The sequence below is a fragment of the Tsukamurella sp. DT100 genome, from assembly GCF_049844855.1.
Taxonomy (GTDB): domain Bacteria; phylum Actinomycetota; class Actinomycetes; order Mycobacteriales; family Mycobacteriaceae; genus Tsukamurella.
In genome coordinates this window covers 487221-506373 of record NZ_JBNCLV010000001.1, presented here as the reverse complement: position 1 = coordinate 506373, position 19153 = coordinate 487221, and the positions used below count along the sequence as shown (strand labels likewise).

Annotated in this window: 19 protein-coding genes; 6 read left to right on the top strand and 13 right to left on the bottom strand. The window is 66.1% G+C overall.

Annotated features, from left to right (window positions below; all coding sequences use genetic code 11):
- Positions 1–234: 234 nt before the first annotated feature.
- Positions 235–594, top strand: a complete 360-nt coding sequence (locus tag ACLQ3K_RS02465; protein WP_425996731.1) for a hypothetical protein — start codon at positions 235–237, stop codon at positions 592–594.
- A gap of 305 nt (positions 595–899) precedes the next feature.
- Here ACLQ3K_RS02465 and ACLQ3K_RS02460 read toward each other — a convergent pair whose 3' ends face one another.
- The 7 genes from ACLQ3K_RS02460 to ACLQ3K_RS02430 all read right to left on the bottom strand — a co-directional run bounded on the left by ACLQ3K_RS02460 (position 900) and on the right by ACLQ3K_RS02430 (position 4791).
- A complete protein-coding gene (locus tag ACLQ3K_RS02460; protein ID WP_425996729.1) occupies positions 900–1541 on the bottom strand; it encodes a hypothetical protein in 642 nt (213 codons plus the stop codon).
- On the bottom strand, positions 1538–1927 hold the full coding sequence (locus ACLQ3K_RS02455) for a hypothetical protein (protein ID WP_425996727.1): 390 nt from the start codon (positions 1925–1927) through the stop codon (positions 1538–1540). Before ACLQ3K_RS02455 ends, ACLQ3K_RS02460 begins: the two co-directional genes overlap by 4 nt.
- Positions 1928–1982: 55 nt before the next feature.
- Positions 1983–2411, bottom strand: coding sequence for a hypothetical protein (locus tag ACLQ3K_RS02450; RefSeq protein ID WP_425996725.1), 429 nt, complete (start codon positions 2409–2411; stop codon positions 1983–1985).
- A gap of 197 nt (positions 2412–2608) precedes the next feature.
- The gene (locus ACLQ3K_RS02445; protein WP_425996723.1) at positions 2609–3604 is read right to left on the bottom strand and encodes a hypothetical protein; all 996 of its coding nucleotides are present in this window, start codon (positions 3602–3604) and stop codon (positions 2609–2611) included.
- Positions 3601–3786 carry a hypothetical protein gene (locus ACLQ3K_RS02440; RefSeq protein WP_425996721.1) on the bottom strand — a complete coding sequence of 62 codons (186 nt, stop codon included), beginning with the start codon at positions 3784–3786 and terminating at the stop codon, positions 3601–3603. Before ACLQ3K_RS02440 ends, ACLQ3K_RS02445 begins: the two co-directional genes overlap by 4 nt.
- 166 nt (positions 3787–3952) lie before the next feature.
- Positions 3953–4249 carry a hypothetical protein gene (locus tag ACLQ3K_RS02435; protein WP_425996719.1) on the bottom strand — a complete coding sequence of 99 codons (297 nt, stop codon included), beginning with the start codon at positions 4247–4249 and terminating at the stop codon, positions 3953–3955.
- Positions 4246–4791 carry a hypothetical protein gene (locus ACLQ3K_RS02430; protein ID WP_425996717.1) on the bottom strand — a complete coding sequence of 182 codons (546 nt, stop codon included), beginning with the start codon at positions 4789–4791 and terminating at the stop codon, positions 4246–4248. Before ACLQ3K_RS02430 ends, ACLQ3K_RS02435 begins: the two co-directional genes overlap by 4 nt.
- A gap of 302 nt (positions 4792–5093) precedes the next feature.
- On the opposite strand from ACLQ3K_RS02430, the gene ACLQ3K_RS02425 reads away from it, so the two are divergent.
- The 3 genes from ACLQ3K_RS02425 to ACLQ3K_RS02415 all read left to right on the top strand — a co-directional run bounded on the left by ACLQ3K_RS02425 (position 5094) and on the right by ACLQ3K_RS02415 (position 7851).
- Entirely contained in the window at positions 5094–5909 is an 816-nt protein-coding gene (locus tag ACLQ3K_RS02425) for a hypothetical protein (protein WP_425996715.1), read from the top strand.
- Between the two features lie 148 nt (positions 5910–6057).
- Entirely contained in the window at positions 6058–6807 is a 750-nt protein-coding gene (locus tag ACLQ3K_RS02420; RefSeq protein WP_425996713.1) for a recombinase family protein, read from the top strand.
- Positions 6808–7137: 330 nt separating this feature from the next.
- Positions 7138–7851 carry a hypothetical protein gene (locus ACLQ3K_RS02415; protein ID WP_425996711.1) on the top strand — a complete coding sequence of 238 codons (714 nt, stop codon included), beginning with the start codon at positions 7138–7140 and terminating at the stop codon, positions 7849–7851.
- 97 nt (positions 7852–7948) lie between these two features.
- Here the strand turns inward: ACLQ3K_RS02415 and ACLQ3K_RS02410 are convergent, their stop codons facing one another.
- The 3 genes from ACLQ3K_RS02410 to ACLQ3K_RS02400 form a co-directional block, all read right to left on the bottom strand.
- Positions 7949–9514 (bottom strand): serine/threonine-protein kinase, encoded by a 1566-nt coding sequence (locus ACLQ3K_RS02410; protein ID WP_425996709.1) that lies wholly within the window; start codon positions 9512–9514, stop codon positions 7949–7951.
- 180 nt (positions 9515–9694) lie between these two features.
- Positions 9695–11071 carry a hypothetical protein gene (locus tag ACLQ3K_RS02405; RefSeq protein ID WP_425996707.1) on the bottom strand — a complete coding sequence of 459 codons (1377 nt, stop codon included), beginning with the start codon at positions 11069–11071 and terminating at the stop codon, positions 9695–9697.
- Between the two features lie 56 nt (positions 11072–11127).
- Positions 11128–13413, bottom strand: a complete 2286-nt coding sequence (locus ACLQ3K_RS02400; RefSeq protein ID WP_425996705.1) for a protein kinase domain-containing protein — start codon at positions 13411–13413, stop codon at positions 11128–11130.
- Between the two features lie 399 nt (positions 13414–13812).
- Between ACLQ3K_RS02400 and ACLQ3K_RS02395 the strand changes: the two genes are divergently transcribed.
- Together ACLQ3K_RS02395 and ACLQ3K_RS02390 are read left to right on the top strand one after the other, a co-directional pair.
- Complete coding sequence (locus ACLQ3K_RS02395) at positions 13813–14544, top strand: hypothetical protein (RefSeq protein WP_425996703.1); 732 nt, start codon at positions 13813–13815, stop codon at positions 14542–14544.
- 166 nt (positions 14545–14710) lie between these two features.
- Positions 14711–17044 (top strand): serine/threonine-protein kinase, encoded by a 2334-nt coding sequence (locus ACLQ3K_RS02390; RefSeq protein WP_425996701.1) that lies wholly within the window; start codon positions 14711–14713, stop codon positions 17042–17044.
- Between the two features lie 339 nt (positions 17045–17383).
- On the opposite strand, the gene ACLQ3K_RS02385 is transcribed toward ACLQ3K_RS02390, so the two are convergent.
- From ACLQ3K_RS02385 to ACLQ3K_RS02375, 3 genes are all read right to left on the bottom strand, one after another.
- A complete protein-coding gene (locus tag ACLQ3K_RS02385) occupies positions 17384–17551 on the bottom strand; it encodes a hypothetical protein (protein WP_425996699.1) in 168 nt (55 codons plus the stop codon).
- A gap of 61 nt (positions 17552–17612) precedes the next feature.
- A complete protein-coding gene (locus tag ACLQ3K_RS02380; protein ID WP_425996697.1) occupies positions 17613–18032 on the bottom strand; it encodes a type IV toxin-antitoxin system AbiEi family antitoxin domain-containing protein in 420 nt (139 codons plus the stop codon).
- Positions 18029–19081 carry a hypothetical protein gene (locus ACLQ3K_RS02375; protein WP_425996695.1) on the bottom strand — a complete coding sequence of 351 codons (1053 nt, stop codon included), beginning with the start codon at positions 19079–19081 and terminating at the stop codon, positions 18029–18031. The genes ACLQ3K_RS02380 and ACLQ3K_RS02375 overlap by 4 nt, the downstream gene beginning before the upstream one ends.
- Between the last annotated feature and the right edge of the window lie 72 nt (positions 19082–19153).

Below are 19153 nucleotides of genomic sequence, written 5' to 3'. Positions count from 1 at the left end.
AGCGGAGCGGCGCGCGCTCGGTGCCGTCGCCCAGGGCGCGGTCCGGGCGGTCGTCCGACGGGCGGCCAACTCGCGCGCCACGTCGTCGACATCGCGCGAGGTGGTGTCGACGGTGTCGGCCGCGCTGCGGTCGACCCGCGCGGCCAGCTCCTCGAGGTCGGCGAGCGCGTCCGGCGGCGAGCCGCGGTCCAGGTAGCGCCGCCGCAGCTCCGGCCACGCGCAGCGCAGCCGCACATGCGTGAGGTCGATGCCGGAATCCGCTGGGGCGTCGGCGAACACGGGGTCGCCGAGGTCCGGGTCGACGATGCCGGAGATCACCATCTGGCGGAGCCCGAGCCCCGCGAGGGTCCCGACCAGACGCCGGGCGTTCTCCGCCTTCACCACGTGCGGCGTGGCGCCCGAGAGGCGCTCGAAGGGGCCGAGCAGCCCGAGCTGATCGATGTCGACGTACGCGGCGTTCGCGCCCGCGGCGGTGAGCAGTTCGAACACCCGCCACCCGGTGGTGGTCTTGCCCGTCCCGGGCGTGCCGCTGATCCACAGCGCTGGCGTGGTCACGGATTCAACGTATCCGGGGTCGCAAGCGGATTTCCGTGACGATCCGCATGGTCCGTCGTGGTGGGGCAGGTGGGGCTCGAACCCACGACCAGCGGATTATGAGTCAGTAGTCCTCGATGCAGGCCAGCTCAGCTCGAATTCGGTCGGTCTCGTGACCTGCGAATAGTGGATGATTCAGTGCTGCACAGTCTCGGATAGTCCAGGTCTGTCGTACCGAGTTGAGGCACCGATGAGGCACTGAGCATCGAGGAAGTTTCACGCTGCGAGCTGTGGTCGAGGTTGTGAAGCTGTCGACTTCGCCAACAGGCCCCGTCGCCGATGCGGTGACGGGGCCTGTCCTTCGGTCATCGAGCGGTGGTGGACACGGACGCCCACGGGTCTGCGTTCGGGGCCAGCGCGACTCCTCCCGCGGGCACCGACTCCGCCTCGGTGAGCCACACGTTCGGCAGACTGAACACCGCCCCACCGGACACCTCGACTCGCACCACGGCGTGGCCGGAGTGGACCTCTCGCCACGCGTACGCGTGACCCGCGGCAACCGCCCGGGCAGCGTCTGCCCCGACATACGGAATGGGAGTCGGTGGCGGCAGCGGTGCCGACACGGCGTCGTGCGGGAGGACTTTCCCCGTGCCCACGCAACCCCAGAGGTTCTCATCGCCGCCGTCCGCGATCGTTCGCGCGGATTCGACAGGGGCACCCCACGCGTTCGGGTCGAGGTTGAAGACGGCTCCGGCGGGGCTGCGCAGGTAGACCTTGCAGGGAGTGTTCCACTCGTTCGGCTCCGCCCACAGATAGGCGTGTCCGCGCTCGGCTGCTTCGGTCGCTCGGACACGATCCGGGCCGATGAACCGGTCCGTCCACGGCCTCGCGGGCGGCGCCGCGAACGTGCTCGACGGTGTAGCGGTTTCGGTACCGCCGGTGCTGCATCCCGCGAACAGGATCGAGGTCGCCGCGAGTGCCGCTGCGGCGGCGTGCTTCCGGTTCATGATGCTGCGCTCCATCCATCAGTCTCGGACTCCGGCGAAGACACAGGATTGGGCTCCGGAAAGTGCTCCGACTCGGTCGAGTTCGAGGCCGCCTCGGTGGCATGTTCCTGCTCCACCTGCGGACCCAGGCCGAGCACGGTCTCGAGCTCGGCGAGCACGGCGAGGTGAGCCAGGGCGACGCGCTGCGCCTTCGGTGTCGAGGCGGCAGCGGCGGCGCGTCCGCAGCGTGCCCAGGCGTCGGGGAAGAAGGCGCGCAACTGCCCGACGTGCGGGCGGCCTTCCTCGACCGCGTCGATGATCCTTTCTGCGTCGGCGCGGCTGCGGTCGTCGAACCGGTCGAGGCGCCGGGTGAGGGCGAGTGCCAACTGGAACTTGTTGATGGACATCGGACTTCCTTTCAGTGGATGTTTCGGTGTGCGCGCCGGTGTACCGCACGCGAGATCAGGACGAAGAACGCGACGCGGTTTCGGACGACGCATCCGGCTGCGCGACGAGCCAGTTCCCGGGCCGATTCGGGTCGGGAAAGAGTTCGGTTCCGATGCGCGTTGCCCACGTTCTCGCGGCAGCGAGCCGGGCGCTCAACGTCTGCGGTCGGATGCCCAGCGCGGCGGCACATTCGGCGAGGGTTGCGCCGGCCAGGAGGAGCGTGCCTACGAGCTGGAGTTCGGCTTCGGCGACGGCGCCCTCCGCCGCGTGAAGCAGAGCGAGGGCGCGCAGCCCGTCGGCGGGTTCAACGTTGTCTCGGCCGGCGATCGCGGCGATGCCGGCGAGGGCCCGGATGTGAGCGTCCTTCAGATCGCGGGCGTAGTGCGACGTGAGCTCTCGGCCCGCGAGCAGGTTACTGGTGACGGGTGCTGGCGTTCGGCCCATGGTGAGACCTCCTGTGCTGGACGAGGGTTGGTCTATTCCGGGTTTGAGCCGTCCGTTGAGGCACGGATTGATGCGCGGATTGAGTCCGGGATTGATCGTCTATTGGCTCCGACCGTCCGTTCCAGAGGAAGCACACGGTGTGCGTCTGTTCGCGCGCGCGGGCGCGCGCCCGCGCATTGGGACACTCCCGGGGGCTTTCATGAACCGGCCTTCGGTGGAGGCCAATAGATCGAATTGGCCTGCACCGCATGTCGACCGGTTGATGGACTCGTTGACCAGACCCGTCCGCTCACTCCGGTTCGCTTTCGTCCGGGGCGGGTGCGGGCCGGTGCACGCTCGTACAGAACGGCGTGCGCGACCGCGCCCACCTGCGGGTACGCGTCGATCCGCTCGATGCCCCGGTGCTGGTTTCCGATCACGAGCTCGCGGCGGTTCCGGTGGAGGATCCAGATGCTCTTGCTGCCGTCCGCATGCGTGACGGTCCAGGTCCCGAAGGTCTTCGGTCCCAGCGCGTACGGCTCGTCCTCCCGCACTCGCTGCATCTCCGCGCGCATCTCCCGCTCCGGCATGGCGGCATGCACCGGGCACAGCGCCCAGATCCACCGGTGCGGCCGCGCCGGCCCGCCGGGCTCCCCGCACACTTCGCAGGTGCGGCTGGACACATCTCTCACCTGGCGGCACAGCTCCCGGATCTGCTCGAGCACAGGCGGATCGGCGTCGACGACGTCGGCGTCCAGGACTCCGAACTTGGACCGCGCGCTCACCTTGGCGTGCGGGTCGAGCGCAGCGACATCGCGCTGAAGTTGCAGGTACAGCCCGCGCCAGCCGGGCCCGCCGACATGCGCCGGCCACACCGTCGGTGTCCGATCGGTCTCGGCCGTCTCCTGGTGCTCCGGGCACGCCGCCGGCAGTGTTCCGTCCGGGCCGGGCAGCATCTGGCCCGGCTTGCCGCACACTGTGCAGGTCCTGATCGACGCGCCCTCGGCGGTGAAACAGGCTTCGCGAACCTGCTGCAGCACAAGGTCATCTGCGTGATCGACGTGGAGGTGCAGGTACGGTTCGACCTCGAGCACGCTCACCCGCGCGTACGGGTCGAGCTCGGCGACGTCGGCCTGCAGCTGCTGGTAGGGGGCGTGCCATCCGGGTACGTTCATCTCCGGCCACTCGGTCGGGGTGCGTTCCTGTTCACTCATCGCTTCCTCGTCTCGATTGTGAGTTCGTCTTCGCTGGCCGGCCGCACCGGTACGCAGGCGATGTCGATGCGTCCTTCCACTTCGACGACGACGCGATGATCGTCGCCGTGCATCGCTACGCCGAGCTTCCGGCAGCGGTCGATCACAGCCGTGACGCTCGGCACCGTGACCTCGAACTGCACCGGCCACGGCGTCGGGAACGCATCGGTGCGGAGCAGCTGGATCTCGCAGCCGTCGACCGTTCCGGTGACGACATCGTCACCGGCAGGAGTGAACTCGACGCCGAGAACCGCCGCGAGCTGCGCGCCTGTGACCTCCTTCGCGGGGTGAAGAGCGTGATGCCGCGGATCATGAGCGCTCGTCCGCGTCGAGTTCAGCTGCCCGCGCGGTCACTCGCCGCGCGAGGTCGTCGGCCTTGCTCTGGTGCAGGTCCGCGGTCGACGCCCACAGCGCCCGCGAGGTCAGCTGCGACAAGCGGTCGCGATCCTCGCCGGTCAGTCCGATGCGCGCGACGGCCTCGGCGGGCAGCGTGTCGAGCAGGTTCGCCAGCGCGGCGCCGCGCTGGACCACGCGATACAGCTGGGCCCTGCTCTCGACGTCGCGGCCGGGGCCGCTCGTTAGACGGGTGATGATGTTCTCGCTCACTTCTGCTCCTCCTCGATCTTCGTTGTCTCCGTACAGGTCAGGCCGCTGCCGTCCGCGAACTGGAACCGCGCCTTCTCGCCCACCTTCGGCCACGACAGGACCCACCGGAGCGCCCGCTCGACGCCGTCCTGCGGCATCACCGCACCGGCGCCGGCGTGGCAGGTGAGTGTCATCGCGTCGAGGTCCAGCATCAGGTGGGACCCGCAGCCGGTGCGGATCGTCCACCGTCCGCGCGAGTCGGGGAGCGGCTCGGCCGAGTCGACGACAGAGGTGGGTGCGGCCACTGCCTCGACTGCGGTGACCGCGACCGTCACCGTCTCGCCGGCGGTCACGGTGATCCGTCCGATCGGGCCGGTGCGCGGCTCGGAGCAAAATCCATGGCCGGCGTCGAGGAGGCGTTCACCAGCGGCTTCGAGGTCCGGGACCTGCAGAGTGAGAACGATGGGCGAGACGGGTTCGCCGATCGCGGCGAGTACGGACGCGAGGTACGCGGCGTCAGGGTCGTCGGGATCGGCGAGTACGCGGGCGAGAGTTACAGGCATCGTTTGCCTTTCAGGACAACGCCCCCGCAGCCCGGTCCTTCAGGCTGCGGGGCGGCGTTGCCTGCCCGTGGTGCTGCTCATGTGCTCCAAAATAGAGCACGACACCGACACGGAGCCACTGAGTTCCACGAACGCGCAGGTCAGCAGGTTCGCGGAAGGTGTGGACCGTCGCGGGGTGGAGGCTCAGATGATGAGCCCCGAACGCCGGAGTTGGGATTTCAGGTTGTCCGCGGCTCCCGGCAAGAAGCCCCTCGATGTGATCGCAAGTGAATGTGTCCGTCCTTCCTGTCACGATCCCCGCTATGACTCAATCGAACTCAGACCGCCCGTCAACGGGGGACCCCATCCGGCAGTGGGCAGCGATCGCAATCTCGATCGTGGCCATCGTGCTAACCGCGGCCGGGCTCTTCCTCTCTAACAAGAACTCGGTCGACGCGATCAAGGCTTCGGCCGACCAGAACTCTCGATCGATAGCGGCGGCATCTGCGCAATCTGTCGCTGACAAGAAGCTCACCGCCTATGTCGATTTCCTCGAGGCGACACGGATGGCAATCGGGGAGATCTCGTCGTTCGCCGGTCAGTACTACCTGGACGAGTATGGAGCAGTGCTGCCAACCGAGGCTGTCGGTTCCCGTCCACCGGAGAAGATGTTGGGCCCGCTCGTGAAAGCGGCGCAGGCCCAAGCAACGAGCGATTGGAAGCTCAACGCGTTCGACAAGGACGAACAAGCCCACCACACCGCATGGCGCATGTACGCCTACGTCGGTGGGGTGACGTCTGTCGTCAAGCTGTGGGACGACGAGGTCGTCAACGCGGCAGTCCGTGCTTCCGGGATGGGAGAGAACGTGACTGCCGATGGTTACGCGCGCTTGGCCCACCTCAACGCCGTGTCGGAGATCGAGCGGCGCGTGTTCGAGATACCCGTCTGCGAGATCGACGACTCCGCAGCGTGTGAGAGGAGCGTGCGACCGGAACGCAAGAGCTACGCGTACACCGGTGAGGCGATACCGGTCCCGGATTCGACTCGCTCGCCGAAGGTAATGGTCGCGACTTTGGAGAATCAGATCCGTGCCGTAGCGGGGGTGTCTGCTCCTGGACCGAGCGCGGTGCCGAAGTAGCGTGCGCAGATCGTTCGTGATCCTGGTTGTGGTGCGGAATTGGTGGGGTGAACCCGACCTCCGAAAGCGCGCCGCACCCGCTACTTAACCGCCAGGTTTGGTAGCACTGCAGGTCACAGCGTTTCGGGGCCTCGGGAGGCGGATCTTCATGAAACTGATCGGATACTTGCGAGTGTCAACAATCGAGCAGGCTGAGCACGGCTTCGGCCTAGATGCGCAGCGCGCCGCGATCAAGGCGGCAGCAAAGGCGGGCGGACACCGCATTGTTAGATGGACTACCGATGAGGGACTGTCGGGCGCGAAGCCCGCCGACGAGCGTCCCGGTCTCACTGAGGCGCTCGAAGCGATCGCGGCCAGCGACGCGGACGGACTCATCGTCCGCGACCTCGACCGACTCGCTCGATCGGTCACCGTGCAAGAGGCGGTGCTCGCAAGTCTGTGGCAGAAGCCCCGCAGTGAGGTGTTCACCGCGACCGGCCCTGTTCCCCGTGACGACCCCGACGACCCGATGCGCACCGCCTACCGCGAGATGACCGCCGTGTTCGCTGGCCTCGAGCGGCGGATGATCAGCAAGCGTCTCCGTGATGGCCGTAACGCGAAGGCCGCGAAGGGCGGATGGGCCGCGGGCCGCACGCCGTACGGGTATCACTCGGAGAAGAAGGGGGAGCGCAGCGCGGGCAACGCGCACGGCGCCTTGGTCGAGATCAACGATGAGCAGCGGGTCCTAGCGCAGATCCTCGAGCTGTCCGAAGGCGGCAAGAGCTCGCGGGAGATCGCGGCGATCCTGACGGCTCAAAAGGTGCCGACCAAGCGTCGCGGGCGGTGGCAGTCGGCGACGATCACGCGGATTCTGGCAAGGCGCCAGGAATCGGTGGTCCCGAAGGGTGTCGCTGCTTAGGGGTGCTGCTGAGCCACAACGCCGCGCTCGATGTGAGCCCACCGAGCTGTCCTCGCCATCATGTACTAGCCCCTGCCTCCTTCTCACTGCTGGCCGGTACTCGCTCACTGAGCGCAGGCGACGTCGGACGCGGAGGAGGCTCACCTGAGAGGCTTCTCGTCGATCGAATGGATCAGCGACGACAGCCCGATGCAGGAGTTGTGCGTGTCACTCATGATGTGCCGGCGCTACTACGTATCCGGCACCTGAAGCGCGAGGTGGCTGGTACCTCCGTCTAGGGCCGCCGCGGCAGCTTAGAGTTATGTCGTTCTGGGATGAGGAGGCTACGAAATGAACCAGGTCATGAGGGCGATGTTGGGGAACGTCGTGTACTTTGCCGGCTTCGCTGTCGGCGCGGCGATCTTCTACTACTTTGGCTTTGCTGAATGGCAGGATCGCGATGACGTTGTCCGGTGCGGCGGGGCTGGCGGCGCGGAGATGCACCCTGGCGACAGGTGCACCTACGGCACCGACGTCAAAACTTACGAGGAAGTCAAGAGCAGTACGCAGGCCGGGTGGGGGCCGCTCGGCGCGATGGCGCTCGGTACCGTCGTGATGGTTGGGTCTGTCGTGCAGTTCGTGAAGGAAGTGCGTGTCGAACTCCGTGACGATGCCAAGCTAGGCCTCCCCAGGAATGCGAGCAAGGCGGACTCTCCCTCATCGGGCGAGGCTGAGAGTGGTGCGAGCGTGGTCGACGGGGCGATTGGCGCATCGGATGTTGCCCGCACGGTACGGGAACTGGCCGGGCAGTCGGTGCTCGTTCGGGTTCATCCCGAGCCACCGTACGTGCACCTCGCTGTACCGGTTGACGGTGTCGACGGCTTCCTCCTTGTGCATACGTCGCCGGCGGCGGATCAGAGCTACATCTACAGCCGGATGCAGTGGGAGGCTGTGGTCGCGCTCGTCGTTCGGGTGTCGTCCTTCGGTGGTGCGCGGGTGTTCAACGCCACTGGAGAGTCCGTCGTGCTCACACGCGCGGATCTGGGTGCGCCGAGCGGCGCGTAGAAGGGGTACAACCGGTCGATCTCTGAGAGAAGGCGCTACCGCTCTTGCTCTTGACCGGGCTCACCGCCAACAGGATTCCCGCCGCGGCTCGTGAGAGTTAGGCGTTACGCCGCGATGCAAGGGCCGCCGTCACGAATGCCACAAGTGCGACTAGCGCGGCGCCGGTGACCACCCACAGGCCTGACATCACCGAATTGGTTACGCTGGTGCCGGGGTGGTCCGCCCAGCGATCCCAGAGCGCTGGCTTCGCGATAGCGGCGATCGCGACCACGGTGCCGATGGTGGCGAGCACGGCACCAGATACTGCGATGAACCGCCGCGGTACGGCTAACGTGACGAGTCCGATGAGAGCCAGGATGCCTCCGATCCAGAGCGTGGCTATCCCGAAATTTGACCAGGCGGACCCCCACAGTATGTCCGAAGGAGTCCCACCGGGGTAGATCGCTTGAATTTCAGGGATCCCGATCCCGCGAGCCCGTGCAATGTAGGAGTCGGGCCTACCCGGCTGCACGACCGTGCTCGGGTATGCGGACTGCATCCAGGGCATGAACGCCCCTGCTGCCATCGTGGCGCCGCCGGCCGCGGCAACGACACCTGATAGTCGCGCTGCGACCGCCTTGGATTTCGCCGGTTGTCGCGTCGCCTTGGACGGCGGCTGAGCGTCGGCACGTCGCTGCGTGGGATCGAACTCGCATGGTGGGCCGGGCGGGTTCGGGTGCACCTGAGCGCTGGTGCGGAGCTGGGTCGGATCGAACTCGTCGGGGACGGCTGGCAGGTTCGAGAACGCCGTGGGATCTCCCCGCACTACCGTGGGCTCGGTCACAGCTGCAGCCGCTGTGCGGGTTTCGGCGAGCGCGGCACTCAGTTCTGCAGCGAACGCGGCACTTGACGAAAAGCGGTCCGCAGGGGACTTTGCCATCGCTCGAGTGATCGCTGCATCCACGCGTGAACTTAGTTCCGGACGGGCGGCTTGCGCACTGGGTACCGGCGCGGTCACATGCGCCACGATGACCGCACCGACGTTGGTGTGCACGAACGGAACCGACCCCGTCAGCAGGTGGAACGCGGTCGCCGCCAGCGAATACTGGTCCGACCGCGGGTCCACCGGCTGCCCCCGCAACTGTTCGGGCGAGGCGTAGCTGATCGTGCCCAACGCCATCCCTGTTCCCGTCAGCTCCGAGTTGTCCACCCCCAGTGCAGCGATCCCGAGATCTGTCAGCAGCACCCGGCCCGTGGTGCTGATCATGATGTTCGCGGGCTTCACGTCCCGATGGATCAATCCCTGCGCTCCCGCGAAGTCCAGTGCGCCAGCCACGTTACCGACGACTCGCGCGACCTCGCCGGTATGCATTGGACCCCGCCGCACGTACTCGGACAGGTCTATGCCGTCGACATAGTCCCGCGTGATCCACAGCCGGCCGTCGGCCTCGCCCCGATCGTGCACCGTCACGATATTCGGGTGACTCAGCGACGCTGCGCGATCCACCTCGCGCTCGAACCTCGCACGAAGCTGCGGGTCATCAGCCGGGTGCGCGGCGAGGAGCTTCAACACCTCGCGACGCGGTAGCCGTGGGTGCCGGACGACATACGCTTCGCCCATCCCACCGGCGCCGAGCTGCCGCTCCACGGTGTATCCGGCGAATACTTCCCCTACCTGCAGCATCGCTCACCTCCCGAACGAAAGATGGCAGAAGAAGGCGCGATCCCTGATGGCCAGGAATCTCCGACTAGACCAGATTTCGGGCACTTTGTTTCGAAGACGCTGACAAATTGACGTATGGCCATGCTGAAGACCATTCACCATCCCGGTGTCGTGGGACGCGTGGCAATGGCAGGTCATTCTTCAGCTGCCGGTTCGCTGGTCAATGAATCGCACATGGGGCGCGATACGATCTATCAATACTGCGAGTTCCTCGATCGACGGGGACCAATCTGACCCGTAGTCGATGTAGTCGAATCCGAGAAAGCCGAATCGGAATGGAATGTGGTTTCCGGACGCGTCCTGCTTCGTCTGCAATATCGCCAGTCGCTGCTTTCGTCTAGTTGCGTCGCCAAAGCTTGTCTGGGTGGTGTGGACGTAGGTGTAAGCGATGACGGATGAGGTGTCCGCCCATCGAATTGTTGATCGCTCGTTGGTAAAGCCGTCGGTATCTAGTGAAGCACCGGTAGATCGACCGCTGCCGTTACGAATGGTGATCTTCCCGCTTTTCGCTAGTTCTTCCATCGACCGTTCCACCTGGTCGGCGCGAAGCGCGTAGTCAGCGCTACCAATTTCGGTTCTGAACTGGATCCGAGGGCAGTACCGCTGAGCGGCGGCCCGAAGTTCGTTGAAGTTGTCGGTGTAGTTGTTACCGAGAAGGGTGGTTCCGTACTGAAGAGGGCGACCGTTGTCGTCGCGATCGGTTGAGGTCACAACGAGAGAGTTGACAGCGCGATCGGTGGCTTTGGTCTTAGTAGGGGCATTGGGCAAGTACTGGGCCTTGGTGAACACGAATTCCATCGCGACGACGCGGTCCCACGGCAACGAGAATCCCTTCGATTGGATTCCCGAAGCGCTGACAGTGATCAGCGGCTCCCCAGCCGCCGTTTTAGCTCGAGCTAGCGAGATGAAATGAAGAACGCCGAGCCCAAGAATGACTAGCACGACAAGGAGTCCCCAGCCGATGCCCATCAGGTACACGATCACTCCAGCGGCCAATCCGATTGCGAGCAGTATCGCGTCCGTGGTTTGTGGCCTTTTCGATTTGGGTGCAGTGCGGACGATGGACACCGAGGAAGCGTTTGCGTCGTAGGGGCGGTCCTCGAAGGCCATCCTGTTGCCCCCTTCCGTGGGTCTTGATGTCTCGTTCTGTGCCTCGCTCGGGAATGCGTGGTCGGCGGAAGGCGGCGGAGGATCGTGTTTGTGCGCGTCCGCGTGCTTCTCGTTCAGACTTCCGCGGTTCGCGCGAATCGGCCAGATTGGTGCGCCGCGGTTGCTACCGGGCTTCATGATCAGTCGATCGTCATGTCCATGTTTTCGACATTCGTCCGCGAATGCAGTTGCTGCGTCGGTGTTGTTCATGAAGTGTCGATGCTCGTTTTCGGACAGGTAGTAGTACTCGTCGTAGTCGATCATCCCGGTTCCGACAGGAATGGAAAGATAGAAGCGCCCTGTCGGGACTTCGATCCCGATCTCGTAGCATTGTTCGCGTGTGGAGTATTCAGCGTGAAATCGTCTCATGCTCGAACTTTCTGAGTGTCTGTCTCGATCTGGGAGCCGGCGGGAGTGCAACGTCGTTAGAGGACCCGCTTGTTGTCGATGTAGACACCGCCCCCGTCGGCCGTGGCGGTTCCACCGAGGTTGATTGCCCACCAGTCCGCCAGTTGGTTCGGTGCAAGAGCGGCAAGTCGCTGCCTTCCCGCCGCCAGTCCTCGCGATCCATCAGTGCCGATCAGGTCGCCCGTCACGTTCAGCGCCCCGCCCTCAGCGGTGTATGCGTCCCACATCTCGGTCGGATACACCTGATTGTCTTCTGACGACGGTTGATAGAACTGGGCGACAGTTTTCGTGCCCACTCCTGACGCGCGAACAGTCCAGTCGTTCGTACGTCCCTTGTTGCGCATCGCGAACATGCTTCGGGTCCACAGCACATTGCCCGTCGCGGGATTGACGGTGCCGACGAGAATATTGTCGCCGACGCTCCTATATACCACTGGCAGCGGCGACGCCGGCTCGTCGCACCAGCAGTCGTCGGCGGGTGACCATTCTGCCGGAAGTGCCTTCACGGCGCCGTTGCGGTCCACTGCTTCGAACGGTCCCCTTGTGGTCTTCATGAGTAGCCCGGCGGCTGAACCGCTGATTGCGGTGGTCTCGAGGGTCGTCCGGTCACGTTGCAGGAGCACCCGGCCGTCGCCGGCGAGAATGCGTGTCTCACCTTTGGCGAAGGGGTCGGAAGGTGACGGCCTTGTAATGGCGATCGCCATTCCTGCTTCCGGGTAGACCTTCACCATTTCACCGGCGAGGCGCCAGGCCACGGATCCATCGGGGCGGTAACCTGCCGCGGCTTTCCCGCCACCGTGACTCGTGTAGGTCACCAGGATGTCCCCCAGGAAGGCGATGTCGCTTCCCGCAGGCTCGGAGAGACGCAACATCACTCCTGATACCAGGTCAAGCACGGTCACAAGCTGTGATTGCGCGCAGGCGAACTTCGAGCCGTGGACCGCGCACTGGAAGGTAGCGCCTCCGGCGTAGGGGATTGGCCCGCGCAGCGCTTTGCCGGTCGCTGCGTCGAGGGGAAGGATCTGAGGATTGATCTCGGCGGAGCGGACGAAGACTGCGGTCTTCTCATCGGCGGCCTTGAAAGTCAGGCCGGTCGCAACCTGCCAGCGCCAGCCATCGGGCTTACGCTCCAGCGACGGCAGCAACGGCGAGACCGACGTCCGCGATAGCGCAGCGGCCTCCGCCGTCGGATCCTGGATAGGCAGGTGCGCCTGGTTCGACGACAGCCACCACCGGTACCCCCCGTAGCCACCAGCAACGACCAGCAGAACTGCCACAATTGCAGCTGCCAGCACTACTGTCGGCGTTCGGCGACCTGCTGGTCGTGATTCCCCCGAAGCGACCTGTAGCTGATCTTGACCGCGCAGGTGCGTACTCTCCGGATCGCGTAGATCAGTGGGGTCCAGACCGTACCCCGCCGACCGTGGGTATGAGTGTGCTTCGGCCTGGATGGCACTGGACACTGTGGGCGGAGGCGGGTCGTCAAGAAGGGCTGCCTCCAGTGCGGTGGCGAACTCAACGCTGGAACCAAAACGGTGGGTGGGATCCTTGGCCATGGCTCGGCCCAGAACGGCATCCACAGCCGGGGTGAGGTCAGGCCGGGCGAGCCGGATGCTCGGCGGCGGTTCGACGAGATGACCTGTGATCACGCTCGCCGCGTTGCTGCTCGCGTACGGGGCGGTCCGAGCGAGAAGCTGGTAGGCGGTGCACGCCAGTGAGTACTGGTCAGATCGAGGTCCGACGGGGAGCCCGCGCAACTGCTCGGGCGACGCGTAGTTCAACGTCCCGACGGTGACACCAGTGCCGGTGAGGTCCGAGCTGACGTCGTCGCTCATCCGTGCAATGCCGAAGTCGGTGAGCAAGACGCGATGATCGGTGCTCACCAGAATGTTGGCAGGTTTGACATCGCGGTGTACGAGTCCGCGACCGCCGGCGTAGTCGAGCGAGTCCGCGACGGTGGCGATGATCTGTGTGACCGCGGGGTTGGAGAGCTGCTGCTCAGCAGAAATCTTCGCGACGTCTGCACCTTCGATGTAGGCGAGTGCTATCCAGAGCCGGCCGTCGTACTCACCTCGATCGTGCACGGTCACGATCGCAGGATGGGCCAGGCCAGCGGCAAGATCGGCCTCGCGCTCGAACCGAGCACGATAGTGATCATCCGTTGCCAACTGTGGTGCCAGCACCTTCAGTGCATCGGACCGCGGCAACCGCGGGTGGCGCGCGACGTACACCTCACCCATGCCGCCGGCGCCGAGTAGCCGCTCAATCCGGTACCCAGCGAAATCGTCACCTATTTGCAACATCACCCCTCCTCGCAAGTCATGCTGCCACGCCCTGGTTGGCGCTGGCTTGGATTATTCCGACACGCACGTCAGTCTGCACAGAGGCCGCAGGTGTCGGGCGTTCGAGCTGTGGGAGAGGACGTGAAATGAGGTTGGGTCTCTGCCCGCGTCCATTGGCTCTCTTCGACAGGTTCAGCGCGACGCCTCCCGCCGGGTGATCGCCGCTTGCGGTTCACGCTCAATCGAGACATCGGGTTCGGCACAAGCACAAGGCAAGCCGGAGCCAAGACCGCGCCCATAGTGTCCGCGATAGTAATCCGACCAGAGTGCCCGGCGGTGATATCTGGCACTTCCGCTCGGGAGCACATTCACCGGTGTTGTCCAGCCGACTCAAGACCTTGAGAACAAGAGGAGAACCAGATGAAGAGGTCGTTCCATATCGTCAGTGCAGCCACCACTGTGGCGGCGATTGCTGTCGTTCTGGTGGCGGGGTGCGGTAGCTCAGATTCCTCGACCGCCGACGGTGGCGGCACCAAGGATGCGCCGACCCCGGCCGTCAGCAGCAAGTCCGCGAAGGATGTGGTGCTGACCGCGGCGGAGCTTCCGGCCGGCATCGACGTGCTTCCGGTGACGGATGCGCAGTTGCAGTCGGCACTCGACCAGATCACCACCTCCGCCGATACGCTCAAGGCTGTTCCTGCGGAGTGCGGCTCAAAGACCGCGATCGTTGATGCCACGGCGCGGCTGGACGTTTCGAAGTTCGGGATGATCGCGGGCAGCTCGAAGTCCGGTCTGGTGTCGGAGTCCGTGCTCGTTGCCCACCCGGACATCGCCAAACTGCGGAGCGCCTTCACCGGCCCGTGCAAGACGATGACGGCGGACCTGACCTCCCAGGGCGTATCCGTGTCGTCGCAGATCACCAGGACCGTAATCGACACGCCGAAGGGCAGGGCGACCGACCTGCTAGTGGTGCGCGAGGATTCGACTTCGAACGCTGCTGGCCAGCGGGTCACGCAGCAGTCGTACCAGGGATACGCACAGGTCGGCGGCTATGCGGTAACGGTGAGTGTGAAAGTGATGACCGGCACTCCGGACAAGAAGCTCTTCGACGAGCTCCTCACCAAGTCGATCGATAAGGTCGCGCAGGCCTAAGTGGTCGTGCACACGTCGTAGGCGACCGACTCCGGTCTGAGGGCGGCGCAGCAGCTCATCCAGAATGCCGACCTCCCGGCTCTAGCTCCCCGGGCGGGATCTCAGTCTCCCCGACCGTCCGCGAACGAGTTGCGCTAGCTTTCACTACAGAAATGGGGAGGTTGCTGTGCTCGAACCTGGGACGACGTTTGCCGGATACGTGATCGAGCGTGCGCTCGGTGCTGGGGGCATGGGTGAGGTATACGTGGGCCGGCATCCTCGGCTACCGCGCAGCGACGCGCTGAAGGTGCTCGCGCCGCAGCTGGGTTCGGATCCGCAGTTCCGTGCTCGTTTCGAGCGGGAGGCTGATCTCGCTGCGTCGCTCTCACACCCGGCGATCGTGAAGGTGCACGACCGTGGTGAGTCGGAGGGGCGGCTGTGGATCGCGATGGAGCTGGTCGACGGTGTCGATCTTGCACAGCGCCTGCGGGAGACGGGGCCGTTCCCAGCCTCAGAGGTCGCGTCGGTGGTCTCGACGATCGCGGACGCCCTCGACCGTGCCGCCGGACGCGGCCTAGTACACCGCGACGTGAAGCCCGCCAACATCCTGCTGTCGACCGACGGTGACGTCCTGCTCACCGACTTCGGCATCGCACGGATGGGAGGGGAGGCATCCGAACTGACCGGTACAGGTGTGACCGTCGGAACGGTGAACTACGCCTCGCCAGAGCAGTTGCAGGGCCGGCCACTCGACGGCCGCTCGGACCAGTACTCGCTGGCGTGCACGGCGTTCCAGCTGCTCACAGGAGAGGCGCCGTATGCGGACTCGAACGCCGCGATCGTGATCGCCGGGCACCTCGGGCTGCCTCTACCGTCGGTCAGGGTGCGCCGCCCGGATCTGGCGCCGCAGCTCGACGAGGTGCTCGCCCGGGCGACCGCGAAGTCGCCCGACGCGCGGTACGCCTCGTCCGGCGAGTTCGCTGCCGCGTTCGCGCACGCGTGCGCCGCTTCCGTGCCCGGCCGCACTTTCGTCGTCCCGGCAGTGCCGCCCTCCGCGGATCCGGATCGCACGTTCATTCCCGGCGCCCCCGTAGCGGAACACGACGCCCCTACGCAGTTGCGTGCGGCGAACAGCTCGGCTCGGGCGAACGCGATCAAGTCCCACCGCGGCTTCGCCGTGGCCGCCGTCGCAGTCGTAGCGGTGATCGCTCTGGTCGCGGGTGTCGTCGTGTGGCGGTCGGTCAGTTCCCAGGGATTGGACGACAGCAGCGTTTCTCCCGAAGCGGCTGGTCTACCACGTGTGCTTGCGACGCCTGTGCTGGGGTCCGTGGCGCGGAAGCCGTCCGGTCCGAAGTGGACATACACACCGGCATCCGGACGGGCCTGGAAAGCTATCGGCGGTACCGCGGCTGTGACGCTCTTCGCTTCGTCCGTGGGGATGGACAAGGATTTCATTGACCTCGTTTCCACAGAGACCGGCACCCTCATCAACCGGATTGCGGTCGGAAAGGCGCCCGATGTCTGCGACGCGGACCCGCAGGGCTCGGTGGTGGTGTGCCGTATCCGGACGAGCACGTACGCCAAGATCGCGGTCGTCGACCTTGCAGCTGGCCGGATCAAAGTCATCGACACCGGGCTTGACAGTCCCGGAGTGCCGTACGCAGACGGCGGCCGATTTGTGGTCAGTGGACGCAAAGGGTCTCTCGGACGAAACATCGAGGTTCAGGTCTACGACTCCGATGGTTCGCAGGTGTGGCGTCAAGAGATGCCCTCTGCCCAGATGCTCCCCGGGGCGGGTGTCGTTGCCGCGACAATCACAACGAAGAGCCCGTTCGGTGACACGACAGTGCTCTCAGTGCGCCGGGTCTCCGATGGCAAGGAAGTACTGCGCCGCGACAACTACCGCCGCGCGGATCCGGATCTCGGCGGATTCTCGGGAGGGTTCGCGGTCGACAGCGACGGTGGCGAAGAGCTCTACTCCACTGACGGAACCAGGACCGGGGCTGCGCCCGCAGGATGGTCGATGCCCTTGATCGGCCGCGAGGACGTCGACGCGCCAGTCATCTACCGCGCGCCGTCGTTGCCAGTGCTCGTCCAGGACGGGACGCACCGTGTCGGGGCGTTTACCGTCCGTGGCGACCAGCTGTGGAGCCGCCCGGGAATCGACAGCACCTTCAGCATCGTCGGGCTCGGAACCACTGCCGTCCAACGATCCGTTCGGGACACGTCGAAAACAGCGAATCCCCCGGCGTATAAGTACAGTTGGTTCGACGTGTACAGCGGTGCATGGGGCACCTTTGAGGGCGGTCTCAGCAATAAGGACACCATGTTGCTCGGGACCGACGGTGAGCACATCGCGTACAAGGTACACGGCACCAACGGCGGCGACTCCAACTCTGATCTAGCGGTCGGCGGCAACGATGAGAACTGGAGTCTCACCTACACCTCGGATCAGGCAGACTGGGCCAGCATCACCGCCTACGGAGGCCGCTTGTACGCCGGAACCTCACGGCTGGTGTAGCGGACGGATGACATCAGCACCGGGGTGCCCGACTCTGCCAACCAGCACCCGGCGCGGCCCGAACGCTGCGCCGCACGCCGCGCAGCGCAGCGGCGGAACCTCACCTAAGTGCATCGGCGCCATCGCCTTACACCTTCATCATCCGACTCGAGCCGTCCTGCGATTCCGTGGCATCCGCGGGTTGGCGGGCGCCTTTACGGACCGTCGTGTCGCCGGTCTGGAAGAGCGGCAGCGTCAGCGCGCTGGGCGAGAGGCTCTCGCCTGAATTGCGTTCCGCGAGCGAAGCTCGTCACCGCGGTGGTGGCGGGCTTCACTGCTTCCTGCGCGCGGGGCGTTGGGCTACTCGGGTAGATCCTTTGTCTCGCGGCGGATCGCTTCTGCCTCTTCCGCCGCCGAGATCGCGCCGCCGTCGCGAAGCACGCGCCAGTAGTCGCGGCGGCGGGCGAGTTCGCGTTCAACCCAGTCGGGTAGGCGCTGCCCGCCCTGGATCGGCTCGTCGTCGGTCACGGACTGAGATTAGCTGCGACGCATGGTCGAGTGAGGCGTTCTCGAGCAACGTCGGGGGCGATCACAGTCCGTATCCGAGCTTGGCGGTGGCGGCCGCGGTGGTCACCGACATCCCGTGGATCACGGTCACGTCCTCGGCGGTGAGCGGTCGGGTGCGGTGCGCGATCACGTCGACGCGGTTGATGTGGCGGGTCTTCGATCCGAGCGCCTGGTGGTACGGCGCCACGGGTGTGCGGCCGGCGTGCAGGTCGAGCGCGGTGGGGCCGGTGATCACCTCGCGCAGGGTGCCGGCGCGCTCGTCCATCGGGGTGCGGGTGTCGGCGGCGTACCAGGCCGCGCGGAGCCGGTGCAGGCCGGTCAGTGCGTGGACGCGGGTGGTGTAGACGCCGCGGTTGGCGGTGCGGCGGATCAGTCCCTCGGCGACGAAGGTGCGCAGCTGTTGCGGGTTCACCCCGTGCCGGCCGACCTCCGCGGTGGTCACGAGCCCGTCGTGGGTGCGGGCGACCTCGGCGACGATGTCGCGGGGCCTCGTCGATCGCGGTGCCGGCGAGCGGCGTCGCGGCGGGTGCAGCCGCGGCCGCTCGAGCCGTCGTGGGGGAGTCGGGCGCGCGGAGCCGGATCCGTTCCTGGCGGGTGTCGTCGAAGAGCGCGATGCGGGCGCGGGTCGCGGCCGGGAACCGCTGCAGGTACGCCTCGGCCTCGAGGGCCGCGGTGATCCGGTCCGAGTTGGCCAGGGCCGCGCCTGCATGGGTGAGGGCGTCGACGAAGAGGTCGGTGACCGCGGTGCGGTTGTCGTCCTTGCTGATCTGGATGCGCCAGAACCCGATTCGGTGCCAGTCGACGCCGAGGACCGCGGACTAGGGCGGGGTTGGCGCCGGTGCGAGCGAACAGGTCGACGAGGACCTGCCGGGTGTCGTGCTTGGACCAGGGGTTGCCGAGCACGTAGCCCAGGCGCGCGGGGACGTCCTGCCAGTCGGCGCCGGCCGCGACGGTGGATGCGAGGAGACGCGACACTGCCTGCTCAGGGTGCGGACGGTAGGTGCTCATGAGGTCGACGATCGCGGTTCCGACGGTCTGCACCGGGAGACCGTCGACTTCGGTGAGCTCGTCGGGCTCGATGGGCTGGCGGTGGGCGATGATCCCGGGCCGGTTGATCAGGCGGCTGGTCGAGCCGAGGACGAACTCGAAGGGCTCAGCAGGTTGGCGGCCGGCATGCAGATCCAGCGCTGTGTGGTGGCTGACGATGTTCGCCGCCTGGTGCACCCGCTCCCACGGCGGCGAGGTGAGGTCGATCGAGACCCACGCCGCCTGGAGGCGGTCCCGGGCCGACAAGAGCTCCGGCGGTAAGACGGAGTACACGCCGCGGTAGTCGGTCGCGTGGACGGTGCCGCGCTTGCCGGCGCGGAAGAGCGCTTCAGGGTGGATGCCTGCGGCCGCGGCGGCGCGGGCGGTGAGGATGCCGCGGCCGCGGTAGGCGAGCCGGCGGATCGCGGCGTCCGTCGCGGCGACGGTCTCCTTCGATCCGGTCACGGCTCCTACCTTGGCGGAACGCCCGGATCAGGGGTTGGAGACGCGCTGAGCAGCAAGCGAGAGGCCCGCCAC

Bases quoted from the DNA above. Each gene is read 5' to 3' on its own strand.
- ACLQ3K_RS02455 (WP_425996727.1), bottom strand. From the start codon at position 1,927: ATGTCCATCAACAAGTTCCAGTTGGCACTCGCCCTCACCCGGCGCCTC.
- ACLQ3K_RS02400 (WP_425996705.1), bottom strand. From the start codon at position 13,413: ATGTTGCAAATAGGTGACGATTTCGCTGGGTACCGGATTGAGCGGCTA.
- ACLQ3K_RS02465 (WP_425996731.1), top strand. From the start codon at position 235: ATGCGTGAGGTCGATGCCGGAATCCGCTGGGGCGTCGGCGAACACGGG.
- ACLQ3K_RS02425 (WP_425996715.1), top strand. From the start codon at position 5,094: ATGACTCAATCGAACTCAGACCGCCCGTCAACGGGGGACCCCATCCGG.
- ACLQ3K_RS02420 (WP_425996713.1), top strand. From the start codon at position 6,058: ATGAAACTGATCGGATACTTGCGAGTGTCAACAATCGAGCAGGCTGAG.
- ACLQ3K_RS02410 (WP_425996709.1), bottom strand. From the start codon at position 9,514: ATGCTGCAGGTAGGGGAAGTATTCGCCGGATACACCGTGGAGCGGCAG.
- ACLQ3K_RS02415 (WP_425996711.1), top strand. From the start codon at position 7,138: ATGAACCAGGTCATGAGGGCGATGTTGGGGAACGTCGTGTACTTTGCC.
- ACLQ3K_RS02450 (WP_425996725.1), bottom strand. From the start codon at position 2,411: ATGGGCCGAACGCCAGCACCCGTCACCAGTAACCTGCTCGCGGGCCGA.
- ACLQ3K_RS02445 (WP_425996723.1), bottom strand. From the start codon at position 3,604: ATGAGTGAACAGGAACGCACCCCGACCGAGTGGCCGGAGATGAACGTA.
- ACLQ3K_RS02395 (WP_425996703.1), top strand. From the start codon at position 13,813: ATGAAGAGGTCGTTCCATATCGTCAGTGCAGCCACCACTGTGGCGGCG.
- ACLQ3K_RS02460 (WP_425996729.1), bottom strand. From the start codon at position 1,541: ATGAACCGGAAGCACGCCGCCGCAGCGGCACTCGCGGCGACCTCGATC.
- ACLQ3K_RS02430 (WP_425996717.1), bottom strand. From the start codon at position 4,791: ATGCCTGTAACTCTCGCCCGCGTACTCGCCGATCCCGACGACCCTGAC.
- ACLQ3K_RS02405 (WP_425996707.1), bottom strand. From the start codon at position 11,071: ATGAGACGATTTCACGCTGAATACTCCACACGCGAACAATGCTACGAG.